Raw genomic sequence first — 19,263 nt, 5'->3', positions numbered from 1 at the left:
GCTGTTTAAATTTCATATAACCAAACTCTTAGCAAGGACAATAACTGATCTATATCCACAGGCTTCGAAATGTAATCTGAAGCCCCTGCAGTAATGCACTTCTCACGTTCTCCGATCATCGATTTTGCGGTGATGGCAATAATCGGTAATCTCGTAAACATTGGCATTTTCCTGATCTGCTTTATCGTTTCGTAGCCGTCCATTTCCGGCATCATCATATCCATTAAGATAACATCTACATCAGGATGTTCTTTTATCTGCTGCAAGGCGTGTTTTCCGTCCATGGCAACCACCACTTCCACTTTATATTTCTCCAGCGCTTTTGTCAGAGAGAATATATTGCGTACATCATCATCAGTAATGAGTATTTTCTTGCCACTCAATACTTCCGTTAAAGATCCCAGTGTTTTACTTCTTACGGTTTCAATAGAGTTATTTTTTTCCTCGACAAGATGTAAGAACAATCCTACTTCATCCAGAATTCTTTGGTAAGAATGTGCCGTCTTTACTACGATGGAATCAGCATACTGCTTTATTTTTAATTCTTCTGACTTAGACAAATTCCGTTCCGTAAATATGATGATCGGAAGATTTTCCAGGCCATCATAGCTCTTGATTGATTCAATGATTTGATATTGATCTCCTTTCAAGGATCCAATATCCAGAATTACACAATCTACATGATCGGCCGTAAGAGCTTTCACACTATCTTCCACGTTATTCTCTACCGATAATGATATGTTGAAATTACCAAGGAAATAAGACAATGCGCTGGCATGCTTTGCATTCTCTTCAACAATTAAAACTTTTTGCGGAGATTTGCTGAGTACTTCTTCAATTTTTCTGAACACTTCAGTCATCTGATCGAGTGCTACGGGTTTGTTGATGAAATCAATAGCGCCTTTCATAAGACTTTCCTTCTTCACATGCAATACAGACATCATATGTACCGGGATGTGCTTGGTTTCAGGATTTGATTTAAGATCATCCATTACCTGCCATCCGTCTTTTACAGGAAGCTGAACATCCAGCAAAATCGCGTGCGGACGGTATTTCAGTGCTGCTGAAAGACCATGATCTCCTCTTACGACCACTACTGCTTTATAATTTTGCATGCGGGCATATTTCAGCAATGCTTTGGCAAAATTGGTGTCATCTTCAATGATTAGAATTACTTTATCGCCATCCTTGATGTTTTCTCTGTCGTCTGCTACATTTTCAGGGATTTCCAGCGTAATATTATTATAATATTCTTCTTCTCCGTCATCAAGGATGTTCTTTATTTCCACGACATCTTCGCGGATGATCTCCACAAGATCCTGATCTGTTTCTATATGCTCAATTTCAGATTCTGCAATTGCCCTCACCGGAATAATCAGGCTGAACTCACTTCCTTCATTAACCTTACTTTCTAATGTAAGCTCACCACCCAAAAGACGTGCAATTTCCCTGCTGATCGACAGGCCAAGACCTGTACCTCCGAATTTTCTTCTGGTGGAGCCGTCTGCCTGCTGGAATGCTTCAAAAATAATTTTCTGCTTGTCTTCGGCAATACCAATTCCTGTATCTTTCACCGAGAAAATAATAAAATCTTTCTTTTTAGGATCTTTCTTAATATCTAAATTGATACTTCCTTCTGTTGTAAATTTTAAGGCGTTTGACAATAAATTTCTTAAAACCTGATCAACACGTAAGCGGTCGGTCTCAATCGTTTTATCCAGATCATTATCAATTTGTACATTAAACTGAAGCCTTTTTTCCTGGAAGATAGGATTAAACAAGCTTTTCAGATCTTTCACAATATCGCCGATTGGCACTTCCTGATATTCGAGTGTCATCTTACCGGATTCAATCTTAGCAAGATCCAGGATCTCATCAATCAACGTCAGCAAACTGCTTCCCGAACTCTGAATAACTTTTGCTGATTCTATCTGATCTTCGTTCAGGTTTTCTTCAGGATTTTCAGCCATCAGACGAGACAGCAGAAGAATTGAATTCAGTGGTGTACGCAATTCATGAGACATATTTGCCAGGAATTCCGATTTATATTTTGTACTTAAAGCAAGTTCTTCAACTTTTTTCTGGATCTCATTATTCCGTTCGGCGATCAGGTGATTCTTTTCTTCCAGTAATCTTGAGCGTTCTTCCAGTTCTGCATTGGCCTGCATCAGTTCTTCCTGCTGTACTTTAAGCTCCTCTTCGGAGGCCTGCAATTTCTGAGTCTGTGCCTCAAGTTCTGTATTCAGGTTTTCAAGCTCAGAATGCTGTACCTGCAATTCTTCAGATTGCGCCTGGGTCTCTTCCAGAAGCTGCTGTTCTTTTTCACGACCTTTGGCTGCACTTAATGCAACGCCTATGTTTCTGGTACATTCTATAAAATAATCTATTCTGCTTTCATCAAAATTATGCGTAGATCCTAATTCAAGTACGCCTATGATGTTACCGTCAGCAAAAACAGGAAGCAATAATATTCCATAAATCTTTATGGTGCTGCTTGCAAACGTCACAACAAAATCATCTTCGTGAAGATTGTTATAAACCTGTGTTTTCTCACTGATAAACGTCTGACCAACCATTCCTTCTCCCGGTTCAAATATCCTTTTCATATTATTTTCAAGACCGAAAGCAGCCTTTAATTTCAGCAAACCTTCATCATACAGATAAAGTGAACCGTTGATACATCTTCCATATTCAATGATCTGGTGAAGTGCATTATCAGAAACTTCCTGCACAGATTTATTGCCCATCAATGATTCATTAAGCAAGGCTAATCCTTTCTGGCGCCAGTCGCTGGCATTTATTTTATCAAAAGATATTTTCAGGGATTCTGTCATGTGATTTAATGATTCTGCCAAATCTCCCAGATCATCCTGAGAATTATCGATAGCCCGTTGACTGTAATCTCCGTTGGCTACTCTGTTGGCAATCTGTTGGATAGCGCTTACACGTCTGCTGATCTCCATATCTTTAGCCTGAAGCGCTTTTTCCAATTTATCTCTCCTGATAAGGTCTGCTCTTAATTTAAGATAAAAGAATGTTGTGACAACAATCGCGGCAATGGCAGAAAATATAATGAATAAGACAGTAGTATTGGAGGATTTGTTCAGATCTTTATTTTTCGATGCAAGCTGAACTTCTTCATACTGTACAAATTCCTGAACAATCTTCCGGCATCTGTCCATATAGACTTTACTCGAAAGAACCTGTTCCTGAGTCATTGCAATTCCTTTTTTCCTGTTGTCTACAAAGTGTTTCAGATTTGAAATATTGGTATTAACATTTCTTTCAAGATGATGAAGACGACTGAGCTGGCTTTTATCAGTTATATCTAAATTTTTAGCACTTTCAATAGCTTTAGGAAACTCGATCAGGCTTCGATTAAACGGATCCAGAAAATTTTCTCTGCCGGTCAGCTGATACCCTCTGTTACCCGTTTCGGCGTCCAGTAAAGAGATCAGGACATCTTTTACTGCGGTAATGGCTCTTCTGCTTTTTGAAAGGCTTTCGCGGTTTTCCATCTGTTTTTGTATACTTACATACGATGCAATTGAGCTTGCAATAAGGATAACTAAAGAGAGTCCTACTCCAACCTGAAGATTTCTTATGATTTTTTTCGGCATTGAAAATTAATTTAATGGTAATGTGAAATAAAACGTAGATCCTTCATCTACCTTACTGGAGACACCAATATTTCCATGGTGCTGTTTGATGATTTCTGAACATATGAATAAACCTATTCCCATGCCCTGGAATTGCAGCGAAGATTCTTCTACGCGGTAAAATTTGCGGAAAACAGCTTCCTGTTTGAAGTCAGGAATTCCAATCCCGAAATCAGTGACATTTACTTTTACTTCCTGCTCTTCCTCGTCAACAAAAGTGGTTACAATAACCTGGTTGTTTTTAGGAGAATATTTGATAGCGTTTGTTAAAAAATTGATTAGAACCTGTTCTATACGGATCTCATCAAGTGGAATAAGAATATCGGGCCTGATGCCGTCTCTTTTTATTTTAACACGGTTTTCATCATGGGTCTGAAGAATGGTATCGATGGCATTGCTGATAACATTTTCCAGATTGGTAGGTTTTTTATTGATCTTTAATTTGCCGTTTTCGATCTTGGAAACATCAAGCAAATCGGTAATCAGTGTATTGAGTTTTTCGATCTGATCCTGAACTTTGGTAACAAAACCTGCTTCGGCACTTTCTTTATCCAGCTTCAGTTTTCTTTCTAGAAGCTGGACGTACGCCTTGATACTCGTTAAAGGTGTTTTTAATTCATGGCTGGCAATACTCAGGAATTCATCCTTTTCCTTTTCAACTTTTTTCTGATCATTAATATCAGTAAAAGTTCCTACCCAGTTTTTGATAATATCTCCGTCATAGACAGGTGTTACACGAAGAAGATGATATCGGTAATTTCCTGACTCAATGTTCTTGATTCTGATTTCCAATTCCAGGGCAGTCCCTTTCTTTCTGCACCGTTCAAATTCTTCTCTGATATTAAAGTCATCGGGATGAGTTTCCGGGAATTCTTTTGCAGATTTGGAGTATTGATACCATTTGCAATTCACAAAATCTACGGTACCATTTTCGGTAAGGGTAAAAGCAATTTGAGGCAGGGATTCCAGCATCAGATGAAAATGATCGATTTGAGATTTCATAGTCACCTGAGACTCTCTCCTTCCTTTCACTTCAAGCTCCAGGCTCTGCTGTGTTTTCTTCATCGCAAGATTCTGTTCCTGAAGGTTATAAAACGTTTTCACCTTAAGTAAAAGAATTTCAGGATCTACGGGCTTAGTCACATAATCTTTTCCTCCCGAAGCGTACCCACGGGTAATAAATCTCTTTTCCGTATTTACAGCAGATAAAAATATAATGGGTACTTCTTTTGTTTTGCTGTAACCTGCGAGTGTTTCTGCAACCTCAAAGCCGTCCATATCAGGCATTTGTACATCTAAAATAATTAAAGCATAATCATTTTTCAATGCTTTTCCCAATGCTTCCTCACCAGAATCGGCTGTATCTACCTGAAAATCTTTTGATTCCAGCAGTTTTTTCAGGGAATAAAGGTTGCTCTGATTATCATCAACAATTAAGATCATAGAAATTTAAAAATCAATAATTAATTATATTTATTTTAACTTCAAAAATACTCACAATATTCCGAAAAACACTAATGTTTTCACGATTATAAATACACATACCATATTAATATGAATATATTTTAAGGTTAAAAAAAATTTCTAAACACGCAGCAATATTTATTCCACTAAATCAATATTTTAGAAATAACATTAACAAAAATTAAAAAAACACCACATATTTTTCTCTTAAGATTATTATTCACGGCACAGTGTTTGAATAATGATTGACAACACTTTTTCACTTAAATATATACTTTCAATTTTTAAACCTCTGTATTTTCAGAGGTTTATTGTTTTATATCTATAAAATACTTTAAACTACTTGTTTTCATTGGTAATTGGTGTTTAATATTAATTCTGATTTATTAACTTCTATCAGAATGTGGAGTCTAAGATCTTTTATCGACAGCAATCTTATTTAATTTCTTAAGGTGTAGAATAAATTATTCGTTATCCATTGGCACTTCTTTAATACTATCCTGTACCTGCAAAGTATCCGATCGTTGTTCCAACGTGTTAATGGTGTCGGATTCCGGATTGTTTACACTTTCTCTTTTGTTATTCTGGTCGGTATACTGTGTTTCGGACTTTGTACAACCTGAAAGCAGATATAAAATACCCACTGAAAGAACGATCTTTTTCATATTTAAAATTTTGATTACTTCAAACTTATTAAATAATCCATGCTGACTTTATGACAAGGATCACAAGTAATGATGTAATTTTCTAAACATAAGGTTTTATTACCTATCTTTATGATCTAAATCATAATGATCATTTAATCATGTGATTGTTTTAAATACAGTATGTGTTTTACCTGCTGTATAACAAAATCCATATATTTTTATGTTAATTGAAGAAGAACTTTTACTCTCTTACGGAGCGGAAACAGAAGATTTTAAGCCTTCACATGTCATATTTGAAGAAAATAGTACTCCAAAATATTATTATCAGATTATAAAAGGCAGGATAAAGCTAAATCATTATGATATTGAAGGCAAAGAGCTTATTCTTGCTATTTTAAGCAAAGGTTTAAGTGTATGTGAGCTTTTACTGTTCATAGATGAAAAATATCCGGTGAATGCCATTGCATTTGAGGAAACAACTGTGCTGAAATTGCCAAAAGCAGATTTTGTAAGGCTTCTTGATGAAAATCCGCAGATTTCGAGGGATATCAATAAATTTTTGTCAGAACGTCTTTATCAGAAGTATATCATGCTTGAAAACAATGCTTCCCTACGCCCCGATGTCCGCATAAAAGGTGCTCTTAACTATCAGAAAAGTTTCAGCGATGACGGCTCCAAATTTTCTTTTGAGGTGCCGCTTACAAGACAGCAGATCGCATCCATAACAGCTTTACGGGTAGAAACAGTGATCCGTACCATTAAAAAACTTGAAAAAGAAGATTTTCTGAAAATTATCAACCGGAAAATTTATATTTGATTTAATATTTCTTTATTCTGTATTGACTGAATTGTTTTTTAAATTCTGAACTTTGCATCAGAAAATTAAAAATATGAATTGGATTATCTTAATTATTGCCGGACTGTTTGAAGTAGCCTTTGCATCATGTTTAGGAAAAGTAAAAGAAACATCCGGAACGACCATGTATCTTTGGTTTGGTGGCTTTCTGATTTCCCTTACAATCAGTATGCTTTTGCTTATTAAAGCGACACAGACATTGCCCATCGGTACTGCGTATGCGGTCTGGACGGGAATTGGTGCTGTAGGAACTGCTTTGATGGGAATTTTCTTTTTTAAAGATCCGGTGAGCTTTTGGAGAATATTTTTTATTATAACACTGATTGGCTCCGTTATCGGGTTGAAAGCAGTTTCTTCACATTAAGTTGAATTTGAACAAATAATTTTAATATCTTCGTGAATAATTAATAACTATGAAAAAAGCTTTACTATTTCTACTGGCGGGCGTTTTAATATCTGCACAAAATACCTCCCAATTATTGAATACCAATTGGTATATTTCACAGATTTTAATAGGATCGCAAACAATTGCGACTCCAGTTATGGATCAATCACTTCAGCCGTCTGAATTCATGTTTGTAAGTGATAATTACGTTTTTAATTCTAAATATGTTAACTCAAGCGCTGTACCTATTACATTTTCTACGACAGCAGACTCATTTTCAAAAACAAGTTCAGGAGGATGTACACTGTTAGATTATTGGGGAAATAATATGGCCGCCGTACAGGTCTATGACCAGAAGAATTGTGACTTTTATGGAAAACCTATTGGTCATGTATTTAACTATCAGGTTATTGTAAATGGTTCTGGTAAAACGCTCATTATTACAGACAGTGTAAACGGTGATAAAATTTATTACAACAGCTTTTTCTTAGAAAACAAAGAAGTTCCCGGAAAAGATCCTTTTTTGATTTCACAAAATCCTGTTAAGGAAAAACTTATGATAAAAAATTTAGAAAAAGGACTTTCTTTTCAAATCGTAGATGTCACAGGGCATGTGATTTTTGAAGGAAAAACATCTGGAAAGGAAACTAGTATTGATATAGGTAGCATTGTTAAAGGTCAATATTTTTTGATTGTGCAAGGAAAAAAACCTCAGAAATTTATTAAAGAATAAAAAACGTCTCCATAATCGGAGACATTTTTATTTTTTATAAACCAAAGGCAGAATTTCATTTTTTCTCAGGCCATATTTTATTATTTCGTCATCAGAAAACTGTTGTGAATAGAAGTTGATATCTGTTTCAAAACCTGCTTTCTGCAATCTGTCAAAGTAATCCATCCCGTACCAGCGTACATGATCATATTGGCCGAAATGCTTCTGACGTTCCTTTGGATCTTTGATTGTAAAATCCTCATACGTTTTTTCAAGAGAATTTTTCATGGGAACCTGCAAGATTCCCCATCCTCCGGGCCGTAATACGCGGTACAGCTCACTCATGGCTTTTGCATCATCTTCAATATGTTCCAAAACATGATTACAGAAAATAATATCAAAACTTTCGTCTTCGAAAGGAAGATCCAGAATATCTGCTTTCACATCAACAATAGGAGAATATAAGTCAGCAGAAATGTAATTCAGGTTTCGCATTCTCTTAAATTTGCGAAGAAATTCCTGCTCGGGAGCAATATGAAGAACTTTGTAATTTTTAATGAAAAAATCAGTTTCATTTTGAAGATACAGCCACATCTGACGGTGTCTTTCCAGGCTTAAAGTACCCGGCGACAAAGCATTTTCCCTTTGTTTTCCATAGCCATAAGGAAGAAACTTCCTGTATGATCTCCCGTCGATAGGATCAACAAAACGGTCACCTTTAAAAAGCTGATAAATAAGAGGTCGCGCCCAGATGCTTATTTTAATCAGCATAGGACGTGGAATTTTATTTAATAAAAGTTTGGCAACCTTTTTCATTAAAAATCCAATTGAAAAGCTTTCTCTTCGTCACTTTCAATACCTAATGCATCATAAATATACTGGAAGGTCGAAAGCAATACTGGTTTTCCGTTAATTACTGCCACATCATGTTCAAAATGTGCTGAAGGCTGATTATCAAGAGTCGTAACCGTCCAGCCATCGTTATGAAATTTTACCTTTTCGGTACCCAGATTAATCATCGGCTCAATAGCGATTGTCAGGCCATCTTTAATCACCTTTCCGCTTCCCTGTCTTCCATAATTAGGAACCTGCGGATCTTCATGCATTTGTCTTCCCACTCCATGTCCTACAAGTTCTCTTACTACCCCATATCCTTCTTTTTCACAATGAGCCTGGATCGCATGAGAAATATCGCCGATTCTTTTTCCTCTGATGCATTGCTCAATACCTTTATAAAGTGATTCTTTAGCTACTTTCAGAAGCTTTTTGGTTTCAGGTTTTACTTCACCGATTTCAAAAGTGTAAGCGTGGTCCCCTACAAAACCATTTAAAACAGCACCGCAATCCACGGATAAAACATCTCCTTCTTTAATTTCCTCTTTACTTGGAAAACCATGAACAACCTGCTCATTTGGTGAAATACACAATGAATACGGAAATCCTCCATATCCCAAAAATGCAGGCTCTGCACCATGATCTTTAATGAAATCATGTGCCAGTTTGTCTAAATACAAAGTGGTAATTCCCGGTTTGATTTCTTTTGCCAACATCCCTAATGTTTTTGAAACCAACTGAGCGCTCTGCTTCATAAGACGTAATTCGTCTATTGTTTTTAACTGAATCATTTTTTAATTATAAAATGTAACAATATAACAGTGTATCAGTGTAAAAATGTCCTGTATACTCTGATTGGCAGATTGTTATATTGGTAAATTATTACATCGGACATTCTACCAGAATAATCCTTTTTTCTTTTCTTTTTTAAGTTTTGAATAAGCCAAAACCTCTCTTCCTTCCACACGGAATTCTATTCTTTCCTGAATAATATTATAGATTTCTCCCCAACCCGGAAAGCCTCCCAGATTTCTGTCATCAATAAACCAATCAGCATCAATTTTTCTTGATTGATTTTCAGAATCAAAAATTTCACCTTCAAAACTGGAATTCACGGCATAAAATTCAACACCGTGCTTTTTGCAAAACTCTACAGCTTCGTCCAGTGTTTTCCCATGACGGTATGTCCAAAGTATCAGTCTGTATCCTTCAGCCTGAAGTTTTTTTAATGTTTCAAAAGCAAAAATTTTTGGTTTGCCAATCGCCGGATAAGCATCATCAACAATAGTCCCGTCGAAGTCAACAGCAATTTTTTTATTATTCATTCTGTGAATTTGTTTTAAAAATGCAAAGATACAAATAAAAAGAGTGCCAGAAATAATTCGGCACTCTTAACTTTTATAATTTAAAATTTAAATTAACTTTTTACCCAACTGAACTGGAACTGAAGGTCAGGCGTTGAAATCCTGTCCGTAATTTTCTGAAGTCTTGAAGGAAGTTTCATCAGATATTCCTGAGCTTTTTCCGCTTTTTCATTAAGACCTTTTACGTGCTCGATTTTCCATTCATCCAAAAGATCTTTCAGAATATTGATATAATCCTGTCCTGTATACACCATGCATCTTTGTGCAGCATCTGAAAAATGTCCCCATAATTCTCCTGCTTTCTGCCCGGATTGTCTCATCATGTGAGCAGGCATTACAATTTTCTTACGCATCATATCTTCAAAGGCAAGGATCATTTCAGAAGGATCGATCTCGAGAATCTTGGCTACAAAATGCTTGTAGGCTTTCGCATGTCTGGCCTCGTCTGCTGCGATCACGCCACACATCTTAGCCAGTTTCCCGTTACCGGATTGTTTTGCAAGAGTTCCTACTCTTCGGTGGGAAATATTGGTAGCCGTTTCCTGAAAACTTGTATACACGAAATTTCTGTACGGATCCATACTTGTTCCTAAGTCAAAACCATCATTGATAAGATATTGAGTCGTCACTTCAACTTCTCTCATATTCACTCTTCCGCAAAGATAAAGGTACTTGCTCAGAAGATCTCCGTGTCGGTTTTCTTCAGCGGTCCATGCTCTTACCCAATGTGCCCAGCCGACTTCTCTCTGCTCCTGGTCAACGCCATCTACGCCCATCAGCCAGGATTCGTAAGAAGGTAATGCTTCTTCCGTAATACAGTCACCGATAAGGGTTACGAAAAGATCGTAAGGCATTTCCCTTGCAAACGTCTGGATCTCTTCCAGATCATATTTGAATTCACTGCTTGAAGGATCTGGAAGATAGTCGGAAGGCTGCCAGATCTTTTCGATCGGCGTTAAAAATTTATCCAGAAAAGAGCCCACTTCCTTTTCCAAGATTCCCATTACTTCTTTCCTTACAAGCTTTTGATACATTTTTTAAATTTAGGTTTAATTTGCAAATTTAGAGTTTTATTTATTATTTAAGACATAATATTCTGTTAATTCTTCTGATATTAGTCATAAAAAATTGCCGTCACAATAATATAACGGCAATTAATATTTAATATTCTATTATTAGCTCACTAATATATCTCCAGTCATAATTTCAGGAATTTCAATTCCCATGACCTTTAAGATGGTTGGTGCTACATCGCCCAGTTTGCCAGGCTTGAGATTCCAGCTATGGTCTTTATCCATCACAATAAAAGGAACAAGATTCGTGGAATGCTGGGTATTCGGCGTACCATCGGGATTGATCATGACATCAGAATTTCCGTGGTCAGCCAGAATGAAAACGGCATACCCATGCTCATAAGCAGTAGTCGCTACTTTTTCAATGCACTTATCTACCGTTTCTGCCGCTTTTACAGCCGCTTCAAAAACACCTGTATGACCCACCATATCAGTGTTGGCAAAATTTAAACATACAAAATCTGCTGTTTCATTTTCAAGTTCCGGAACGATGGCATTGGTAATATCGTAGGCAGACATTTCAGGTTTAAGATCGTACGTCGGAACATCTTTAGGGCTTGGGCAAAGCAATCTTTTTTCCCCGTTGAAGGGTTCTTCTCTTCCTCCTGAAAAGAAGAAGGTTACGTGAGGATATTTCTCTGTTTCTGCAATTCTGATCTGTGTTTTTTGATTTCTTTCTAAAATTTCCCCCATGGTTTCATGCAGAACTTCTTCATCAAAAACCACATGTACATTCTGGAAGGTTTTATCATAATTCGTCAGCGTCACATAATACAATGGCAGCTTTCTCATGAAATATTCCGGGTGGTCATGTTGTGTGAGGACCTCTGTAATTTCACGGCCTCTGTCTGTACGGAAATTGAAGCAGATCACCACATCATGATCAGTGATTTTAGCTATAGGAACTACATTTCCGATGGCTGTAGAATCGATCATAATGATCGGTTTCATGAATTCATCAGTAATATTTTCGTCATACGACTTCTGAATTTCCAGTAAAGCATTGGTCGTCTGAGCTCCTACGCCTTCTACCATCGCATCATAAGCAATTTTCACACGCTCCCATCGCTTATCCCTGTCCATGGCGTAATATCTTCCCACTACGGAAGCCAGCTTACCCACTGTTTTTTCCATATGCTGCTGAAGATCTTCAATAAATCCTTTTCCGGAATGCGGGTCACAGTCACGGCCATCAGTGAAAGCATGAACAAAAACGTTTTCGTGTAATCCGAATTCATGAGCAGCGGTTAAAAGACCTTTCAGGTGATTGATGTGTGAATGCACACCACCATCGGAAACAAGCCCTATGAAGTGAAGTTTTTTGTTTTCTCTTTTAGCATATTCAAATGCATCCTGAATGACTTTCTGTTGACCCAATGAACCATTTTCAACAGCCATATTCAGCTTTACAAGATTCTGGTAGACTACTCTTCCTGCACCGAGGTTCATATGTCCTACTTCAGAATTTCCCATTTGTCCGGCAGGCAATCCTACGGCAAGTCCACTTGCTTCAAGCGTAGTATGCGGAAAATTTTTAAGACAGTTATCTATAAATGGAGTGTTTGCTTTGTCAATGGCTGAAACGTCCGGATTCATTCCCAATCCCCATCCGTCAAGGATTGCTAATATTGCTTTTTTTGACATTTTGTATAAACTTTTGTATTACAAATTTATCTATTTTGAAATGAATTGAAGAATTGAAGGGCTTAAAATTTGTTTAAAATCAATTTCCGCAGAACTTTATAGAGAGAAAGTTTAGATAAATATTTATAATTTTGCGATATGGACTTAAGAGATCAACTAAAAAACCTTTTTCCTGATCATGAGGAGCAGGATTTTCAAATGCCTGAAGAAGCATTTAAACAAAAAGAACCGCTTATCTGCAAATTTGAGAAGAAAGGCAGGAACGGTAAACCCGTAACCATCGTTGAAGGTTGGGAAGGAAGTGAAGAAGATCTTAAGAAAATATCAAAAAAAATAAAAACCACCTTGGGAATCGGTGGCTCTGAAAAGGATGGAACGATCATTATTCAGGGGGATAATCGTGATAAGATCATGAATATCCTTAAAGAAATGGGATATAAAACCAAAAGAGTTGGTGGATAGGTTTGTTTTACTAAAGCCTTTTGTTTCAAACGCAAGGATCGCAAAGCTTTGAATTGAAATGATTGCGTATATTTTCGATCGCAAGGGCACTTCGTTCAGCAAATGATAGCGGAATTTATAGTTAAAGATTTCATGAATAGACCGAAAAATTAAAAAACTTATACTCGTTTTCTTTGCAAACATTGCTTTAAAACCAATTTTGAAATCTTACCTCTCCTACTTTAACAAAGCTTTCTTTCTCACTATCATTTGCTGAATGAAATGCCCTTGCGAACGGATTAAGGATTAATCTTTATAATAAATTCTTTGCGTACACCGCGTTAAAAATACATCACAATTTCACAGCTCATATTTAAAAATATATCTGCGTCTCCGGCATTATTTTTTTCAATCTTTCAATGGTTGCTTTTTCCATCGGATTTCCGGTTAATATCAATGTTTTAAGATTTTTCAGCTTTGAAAATTCATTGGGGAGATCTTTCAGATTATTGTTTGCCAGATTCATGCTAACAACGTTCTTTAATCCTTTTATTTTGGGAGAAATTTCCTGGATATTGTTCTGACTGACATTTAAAAACTCAAGATTTTTTGACCTGAATAAACCGTCAGGAAGTTTTCTGATGGAATTCTGCTGTAATTCCAGGTATTTTAACTGCTTCGGAAATTCCAGCTCGCCCAAATCGTTGAGCTGATTGGCCGCAAGGTTTAAGGATCTTAAATTTCTGATTTCATCAAGATCTTTCGCAATAAAACTGATCTGGTTTCCCTGTAAATTAATTTCTTCAAGACTCGGAATTTTTAATAAAGCCTCCGGAAAAACATTCAGATTGTTCGCATCAAGATGAATGACTTTTAATTTCTGAAGTTTTGCAAGATTAGGATTGATGCTTGTCAGGTTGTTTAAATTAATGGAAAAGCTTTCCAGTTTCTGAAGTTCTGCAATCTCATCGGGAATATATTTGATGCTGTTTTCATTCAGATTTAATATCGATAATTCTTTCAGTTTAAAAATTGATTCATCCATTTTCTCAAACTTATTTTCCATTAAATTCAGGAAGAAAATGGAATCCAGCTTTTGAATCTCGGAAGGAAGATTAAACATCGTTTTCCCACGGAAACTCATGCTGTATATGGTTTTCCCGCTTTTCAGCGCTTCATCAATATTGGTATAAGTAGGATATTTCACTGGATCAATCTGAGCTTTTACCAGTGAAAGGATAAGTAGCAAAATAGAAAAAAATAACTTTCTCATAGAATAGAAAAAGCTACCGGCAATATAATATCACCGGCAGCTGTATAAATATTAATAATTTATTTTTTCAACAGTTTTACTGTCTGCTGGAATCCTCCTTCTGCCTCAATATTTAAAATCAATACTCTTGAAGCTTCAAGCTGTTTTGTAAAATCCAGGTCTAACATTTTGTTCAACCCTGAATATTTCTGGGTGAAAACGATCTTCCCTTCAATGCTGTAAGCCGTTACTGCAATATTCTTTAATCCTTTCGGAGAATTAATTTTCACGATTCCCGAGGTAGGATTTGGCGCTACAGTTACTGTATTCTCAGCATGGGTATCGATTGTTCCCAATGTTCCGGCTGTTCCTAAATTGTTCTTCAGAGCGATGACTACGGTTGCAGATTTTCCTCTGTAATCAATGGTGTTTCCTGTAGCATCAACATCTGTGGAAATCGTAGAATTCGGGTGCTGAACAGAGAAGAATCCAAATTTATGATCCGGTGTAAAGGTAAGACCTGTCGGTTCCGAACCTGCCGGCATGGAAGCAAATAATCTCACTTTAGGATTGGCCTGCGTATGATCCGGGGCAACTACCCAGATGTAGTTTTTGCCACCATCCTGGAGCACCCAAAGATTTCCAAGCTCATCAAAAGTAAGGTTGTCGTTTCCGTCTCCCCAGGCTTCGGTTTTTGTTCCCTCGGCAGTGTTAAAAGAATAGTTTGTTGTAAGGCCTCCTACGAAAGTTTCCACCTGGGAAGCTGTCATTCCGTCGTCCTTCAATCTGTATACTTTATTCAATCCTTTAGCAGTAAAATAGATTTTACCATCAATCGGACTGATTTCTACATCTTCAATTCCGTTGAAAGAAGTTCCTCCAAGAGATTGTGCCAATGATGGTGTGTTGTTCTGATCTGCTTTTGTCTTGTTAGGAACCTGAATCCATGTTGCGGTTGTTGCTACAGGATCTCCTCCACTTAATCCCTGATCCAGTTTTAATACGTAAAGGTTTCCTGAAGAAAGATTGTTCGGCGTATCCATTACATATTTATATACCATATGCGTTCCACCGTCTTCACCGTAATAGGCAGTGGTTCCGGCATTGTTGATCACCACGTTTTCGTGATTCATGATCCCCATCTGCCAAAGTTTTCCTTTAGATCCATCCGTATTTTGCGAAATTACCTGAGCCGTTACCGGATCGATTTCTACCAGCCAGCCGTAGTCTTTCATTCCGTCTGCATTCACGTCATTAGAAGTAGTCTGCTCTTCTGCTGTAATAATGGTTCCCCAAGGGGTAATTCCTCCCGAACAGTTTCTGATGGTCTGTACAAGGCTCGGCGCAGAGAAGCTTACCGCTCTGGATCTTGTCAGCTGCCAAAGCTTGGTAGTCGGGTTATAGTTGATTTCCGCCATCGTAACACCACCGGGATTTGTTTCATGGTTTACGGAAAGATAACCGTTGGTACTGCTTGCGTTTTTCGCAACATATGCTGTGAAGTCATTTAATCCACCTACCAATCCTCCTCCTTCGGTATAGCTGTCCCCTTCTTTAAGGATCAACTGATATTTATGTTCAGCAGGGATAATCAGTTTTCCGGTTTGAGCAGTCGGCACGATAGACGTGAAGCAGCTGATATGAGCGGCATTGCAGGAAACAGGATTCACTGTAGCTGTGGTCTTAAGATAGGCATCAATTCTCAGATCCGAGCTTTCGGCGCCTCTGTTGTGAAGCTCTATAGAGATTCTGTTGTTTCCGTTTACAAATTTAGACTTAGGAATTGTAAAAACATTATATACATTTTCTGCAGAACCGCTGATGGTCGTACTTGACCAGGTAGTGAAATCGACAGCTCCTGAAGGCATATTGTCTCTTACTACCTCTTCACCGTTAAGATAAACGATAATACCATCGTCTCTCATTACTCCCAATTCCATATCTGATGACAGGTCATCAAGATTTACGGTAAAATCTTTAGCAAAATAAGCTGTGATAAGCCCGTCAGCCATAGTGGTTGTTACAGGATCGCCATACCCCAGCGGTCCGTTACCCTGCGACCATCCGGATACATCATAGTTGGCATTTTTCCATTGTGAAGCCAGTGCGGTATTGGTGTCGTTATATCTCCATGAGGAATTCTTGTTGAAGATAAAAGTCTGCGCATTCAGTAATGAACCTGTGACCATTGCAAGGGCTGCAACTGTTAGTAGTTTTCTTTTCATTTTAAATTTCGATTTATTAAGACGTAGCAAAACTATTTTTTTACTGTGAACTGCCTATTAATAGGAGTTTAAATAAACCTGTACCAATATTAATTAATGGAAAATTTAATGTTAATGGAGTTAAGCGTGTGTTAACTGATCTTTTTTTAAAACGCATAAGCCATATTAGTTTTTTTGATAGCATTGAAAATAAAGAACACATGAGAATGAAAATCTGAGATTTTCATGGGTGGATGATATTGAGGTTGAATGAAATTGTTTTAGAATATGGCTGAACCATACTTCACTAGGATTATTACTTACTTCATGTGGATTATTGTCTACTTCACCTGGATGATTGATGTTTTTCATGAATAAAAGCTTACTTCACATGGTTAAAGTTGATTTGCACCAGGTAAATGACGTTTTGCAGTAGGTTAATGTCAATTACGCAAGGTAAATAGCTGTTTGCAGTAGGTTAATACCGTTTTGCATATGATTAAAATCGATTTGCAATAGATTAATGGTGATTATTCAAGGTGAATATGGCTTTGCAGCAAGTAAATGGCGTTTTACATATGATTAAAATCGGTTTGCAATAGGTAAATGTTCTTTATATCTAGCTAAAATGGAGATGAATGTGCGTCCGTCTGTTCGAGTGTTTTTTGGAGTGAAGCGGAGAAAAATGTATCGAGAACTTATGGGTGCTACCGATAGGCAGTCCAACTTCTCGATACGATTTTTTCAAAATCTACTCGAAGTGACGAAAATAACTGGATACACTACTATGTAATCTTAGGTATGTATCATTAATTAACCTTCGTTTTACTAATATCGGTAAGTGAATTTAGAAATGCGATGATTTGCTTAATTTCAGTCTTTGAGAGATTCAGCTTTTCGGAATCGAGGGTCTGGTTTTTCATTTTTAAACCCAGGCCTTCTCCCCCGCCCTCGTTGTAGAAATCCAATACTTCTTCCAGCGTATTGAAAGCTCCATTGTGGAAATATGGTTTTGTGAGAGCAATATTTCTTACGGTAACCGTCTTGAAAGAGTTTTCATATATCCATGAGTTTTCTTTTCTTACCGGACTGTTTATTCTTCCTTTGTCGGCATCGAGCTCAATAGGCTTTTGATTAATAGGTTTTGCGGTTACGCCCAGCACTTCAGATTCATTTTCATTAAAGAATGGCGGAACCAATCCAGAGAAGTTCGTTGCAAAGTGGCACGTAGCGCAGTTGGCTTTTCCCATAAACAGATTAAATCCTTTTTGGGCATCGGAAGAGATTTCCTTTTCATTTCTCATGAATTTATCGAAATCACTTTCGTAAGAATATAATGAAGCAACATATGAACTTAGCGCTTTAGAAAAATGCTCGCGGCTGATGTCACTTTTTCCGAAAGCGGTTGTAAAGGCTTTCTTGTATTCCGGTTTAGACTTTAATTTTTTAATGATATTTTCGTAGCTGGTATTGAATTCATCTTTATTGTAGATCACATGCTCCGCCTGTTGTTCGAGATAAAAAGCTCTCAGGTCATAAAAGAATCTTTTGGCAAAAACAGCGTTATATAATGTAGGCGAATTTCTCAATACGGTTTTTCCATCGACATTGCTTTGGGATTTTGCCTTCAGATCTGTGAACGCATTTTCGGGAAGATGGCACGTGGCACAGCTCATTTTTCCATTGTCACTGATAGCCTGATCATAGAAAATCTGTTTTCCCAGTTTTCTTAGGGCTTCACTGTCTTCTTCTTTTTTCAGCAACGTATAAAAGTAGGGATCGAGGAAATCACTGCTGAAAAATTCTGTGCTTCCTGCATTCCAACCGGAAAATTCTTTGAGATCATCGCTTCTTCCATCCCAGCTTCCGAGTTCTTTGTACAAAGGCTGGATATATTTTTTGTAAAATTCTATCCGGTCGAATGTTTCAAAATCGGTATGAACTGAAAGATATTGTATTCCTGAACTCAATAACTGATCGGCCTTTTCAGTATTATAATTTTTAAAATAGGAATCATCATTAATGTATTTTTTTATCCCTGAAAAAGCGTGGCGGGCCTCTTCGGAAATATTAAGGGAACCGGGCGTATCAAAACCGGTGACACCTAAACTGTATATCCGGATCAGTTCGATTCTTAAAGGCAAAGTCTTATTGTTTCCCTTGCTTAATCCATTTTTTACTGAACTTAAATAAAAGCTTGCATAGCTGTTAAACAGAAAATCAGTGATTGTTTTAATTTCTTCTTTATTCTCTTCTGCTTCGTCGGAAAATATCAGTTCATCCAAAACCTGGAGACCTTCCGGAGGAAGTGTGTAGGAAGTTGTACCCGCCGCTTCAATATGAAATAAGGGAGCTGCATTGAGATGTGTTTTGGTGAATTCGGGATAATGGTAGGCAACGTAGAATTCTATTTCCTTGAAAGCGTTTCTTGTCTCTTTTAATGTTTTGCGGAGATCTTCAAGGGATATTTTATTTTCAGAAAAGCGGTAAGCATCTGATTTTAAATGATCAAGTTTTGTTTTAAAATCCGTTAAGCCTTTTGTGATTGTGGAATTTTCGATTTCAACGCCCTTCTGCACAGGATTAAAAGACATTGCGGCAATGCCCAGCAACATAATAATAACAGCCAACGGATAAAACTTCATTTCATTTTTTGCGCAAAACTATGGATAGGAAAGCATTATGAGATTACCACAATTTTAAATTTGAATTAAATAATGTTTACGTT

Annotated in this window: 15 protein-coding genes; 4 read left to right on the top strand and 11 right to left on the bottom strand. The window is 37.1% G+C overall.

The window, feature by feature from the left end:
• Positions 1–5 precede the first annotated feature (5 nt).
• From AC3WV0_RS03010 to AC3WV0_RS03000, 3 genes are all read right to left on the bottom strand, one after another.
• Positions 6–3,620, bottom strand: coding sequence for a response regulator (locus AC3WV0_RS03010; protein WP_488843873.1), 3,615 nt, complete (start codon positions 3,618–3,620; stop codon positions 6–8).
• Positions 3,621–3,626: 6 nt separating this feature from the next.
• Positions 3,627–5,102 carry a hybrid sensor histidine kinase/response regulator gene (locus tag AC3WV0_RS03005; protein WP_488843871.1) on the bottom strand — a complete coding sequence of 492 codons (1,476 nt, stop codon included), beginning with the start codon at positions 5,100–5,102 and terminating at the stop codon, positions 3,627–3,629.
• 485 nt (positions 5,103–5,587) lie between these two features.
• Positions 5,588–5,788, bottom strand: coding sequence for a hypothetical protein (locus AC3WV0_RS03000; protein WP_488843869.1), 201 nt, complete (start codon positions 5,786–5,788; stop codon positions 5,588–5,590).
• Positions 5,789–5,990: 202 nt separating this feature from the next.
• Here AC3WV0_RS03000 and AC3WV0_RS02995 point away from each other — a divergent pair, with 202 nt between their 5' ends.
• From AC3WV0_RS02995 to AC3WV0_RS02985, 3 genes are all read left to right on the top strand, one after another.
• Positions 5,991–6,587: a Crp/Fnr family transcriptional regulator gene (locus tag AC3WV0_RS02995; protein ID WP_488843867.1), complete on the top strand. Its 597-nt coding sequence runs from the start codon at positions 5,991–5,993 to the stop codon at positions 6,585–6,587.
• A gap of 73 nt (positions 6,588–6,660) precedes the next feature.
• Positions 6,661–6,990, top strand: a complete 330-nt coding sequence (locus AC3WV0_RS02990; protein WP_488843865.1) for a DMT family transporter — start codon at positions 6,661–6,663, stop codon at positions 6,988–6,990.
• A 49-nt stretch (positions 6,991–7,039) separates the two neighbouring features.
• On the top strand, positions 7,040–7,744 hold the full coding sequence (locus tag AC3WV0_RS02985; RefSeq protein WP_488843863.1) for a T9SS type A sorting domain-containing protein: 705 nt from the start codon (positions 7,040–7,042) through the stop codon (positions 7,742–7,744).
• A gap of 27 nt (positions 7,745–7,771) precedes the next feature.
• On the opposite strand, the gene AC3WV0_RS02980 is transcribed toward AC3WV0_RS02985, so the two are convergent.
• The 5 genes from AC3WV0_RS02980 to gpmI form a co-directional block, all read right to left on the bottom strand.
• On the bottom strand, positions 7,772–8,539 hold the full coding sequence (locus tag AC3WV0_RS02980; protein ID WP_488843861.1) for a class I SAM-dependent methyltransferase: 768 nt from the start codon (positions 8,537–8,539) through the stop codon (positions 7,772–7,774).
• Positions 8,539–9,348 (bottom strand): type I methionyl aminopeptidase, encoded by an 810-nt coding sequence (map, locus tag AC3WV0_RS02975; protein ID WP_312901037.1) that lies wholly within the window; start codon positions 9,346–9,348, stop codon positions 8,539–8,541. The genes AC3WV0_RS02980 and map overlap by 1 nt, the downstream gene beginning before the upstream one ends.
• A gap of 105 nt (positions 9,349–9,453) precedes the next feature.
• Positions 9,454–9,882, bottom strand: coding sequence for a BT0820 family HAD-type phosphatase (locus AC3WV0_RS02970; RefSeq protein WP_488843859.1), 429 nt, complete (start codon positions 9,880–9,882; stop codon positions 9,454–9,456).
• A 92-nt stretch (positions 9,883–9,974) separates the two neighbouring features.
• Entirely contained in the window at positions 9,975–10,955 is a 981-nt protein-coding gene (locus AC3WV0_RS02965; RefSeq protein ID WP_488843857.1) for an acyl-ACP desaturase, read from the bottom strand.
• 141 nt (positions 10,956–11,096) lie between these two features.
• The gene (gpmI, locus tag AC3WV0_RS02960) at positions 11,097–12,638 is read right to left on the bottom strand and encodes a 2,3-bisphosphoglycerate-independent phosphoglycerate mutase (RefSeq protein WP_488843855.1); all 1,542 of its coding nucleotides are present in this window, start codon (positions 12,636–12,638) and stop codon (positions 11,097–11,099) included.
• 138 nt (positions 12,639–12,776) lie between these two features.
• Between gpmI and AC3WV0_RS02955 the strand changes: the two genes are divergently transcribed.
• Positions 12,777–13,100: a translation initiation factor gene (locus AC3WV0_RS02955; protein WP_488843854.1), complete on the top strand. Its 324-nt coding sequence runs from the start codon at positions 12,777–12,779 to the stop codon at positions 13,098–13,100.
• 352 nt (positions 13,101–13,452) lie between these two features.
• Here the strand turns inward: AC3WV0_RS02955 and AC3WV0_RS02950 are convergent, their stop codons facing one another.
• From AC3WV0_RS02950 to AC3WV0_RS02940, 3 genes are all read right to left on the bottom strand, one after another.
• Positions 13,453–14,352 carry a leucine-rich repeat domain-containing protein gene (locus AC3WV0_RS02950; RefSeq protein ID WP_488843852.1) on the bottom strand — a complete coding sequence of 300 codons (900 nt, stop codon included), beginning with the start codon at positions 14,350–14,352 and terminating at the stop codon, positions 13,453–13,455.
• Positions 14,353–14,411: 59 nt separating this feature from the next.
• Positions 14,412–16,556, bottom strand: a complete 2,145-nt coding sequence (locus AC3WV0_RS02945; protein WP_488843850.1) for a PhoX family protein — start codon at positions 16,554–16,556, stop codon at positions 14,412–14,414.
• 788 nt (positions 16,557–17,344) lie between these two features.
• The gene (locus tag AC3WV0_RS02940) at positions 17,345–19,180 is read right to left on the bottom strand and encodes a cytochrome-c peroxidase (protein ID WP_488843849.1); all 1,836 of its coding nucleotides are present in this window, start codon (positions 19,178–19,180) and stop codon (positions 17,345–17,347) included.
• Positions 19,181–19,263 lie beyond the last annotated feature (83 nt).

The organism is Chryseobacterium sp. 27AL (assembly GCF_057815395.1).
This window is presented reverse-complemented; position numbering and strand designations above follow the sequence as displayed.

Excerpts from the sequence above, each read along its gene's own strand:
- AC3WV0_RS03010 (WP_488843873.1), bottom strand. The coding sequence starts at position 3,620 with ATGCCGAAAAAAATCATAAGAAATCTTCAGGTTGGAGTAGGACTCTCT.
- AC3WV0_RS03005 (WP_488843871.1), bottom strand. The coding sequence starts at position 5,102 with ATGATCTTAATTGTTGATGATAATCAGAGCAACCTTTATTCCCTGAAA.
- AC3WV0_RS03000 (WP_488843869.1), bottom strand. The coding sequence starts at position 5,788 with ATGAAAAAGATCGTTCTTTCAGTGGGTATTTTATATCTGCTTTCAGGT.
- AC3WV0_RS02995 (WP_488843867.1), top strand. The coding sequence starts at position 5,991 with ATGTTAATTGAAGAAGAACTTTTACTCTCTTACGGAGCGGAAACAGAA.
- AC3WV0_RS02990 (WP_488843865.1), top strand. The coding sequence starts at position 6,661 with ATGAATTGGATTATCTTAATTATTGCCGGACTGTTTGAAGTAGCCTTT.
- AC3WV0_RS02985 (WP_488843863.1), top strand. The coding sequence starts at position 7,040 with ATGAAAAAAGCTTTACTATTTCTACTGGCGGGCGTTTTAATATCTGCA.
- AC3WV0_RS02980 (WP_488843861.1), bottom strand. The coding sequence starts at position 8,539 with ATGAAAAAGGTTGCCAAACTTTTATTAAATAAAATTCCACGTCCTATG.
- map (WP_312901037.1), bottom strand. The coding sequence starts at position 9,348 with ATGATTCAGTTAAAAACAATAGACGAATTACGTCTTATGAAGCAGAGC.
- AC3WV0_RS02970 (WP_488843859.1), bottom strand. The coding sequence starts at position 9,882 with ATGAATAATAAAAAAATTGCTGTTGACTTCGACGGGACTATTGTTGAT.
- AC3WV0_RS02965 (WP_488843857.1), bottom strand. The coding sequence starts at position 10,955 with ATGTATCAAAAGCTTGTAAGGAAAGAAGTAATGGGAATCTTGGAAAAG.
- gpmI (WP_488843855.1), bottom strand. The coding sequence starts at position 12,638 with ATGTCAAAAAAAGCAATATTAGCAATCCTTGACGGATGGGGATTGGGA.
- AC3WV0_RS02955 (WP_488843854.1), top strand. The coding sequence starts at position 12,777 with ATGGACTTAAGAGATCAACTAAAAAACCTTTTTCCTGATCATGAGGAG.
- AC3WV0_RS02950 (WP_488843852.1), bottom strand. The coding sequence starts at position 14,352 with ATGAGAAAGTTATTTTTTTCTATTTTGCTACTTATCCTTTCACTGGTA.
- AC3WV0_RS02945 (WP_488843850.1), bottom strand. The coding sequence starts at position 16,556 with ATGAAAAGAAAACTACTAACAGTTGCAGCCCTTGCAATGGTCACAGGT.
- AC3WV0_RS02940 (WP_488843849.1), bottom strand. The coding sequence starts at position 19,180 with ATGAAGTTTTATCCGTTGGCTGTTATTATTATGTTGCTGGGCATTGCC.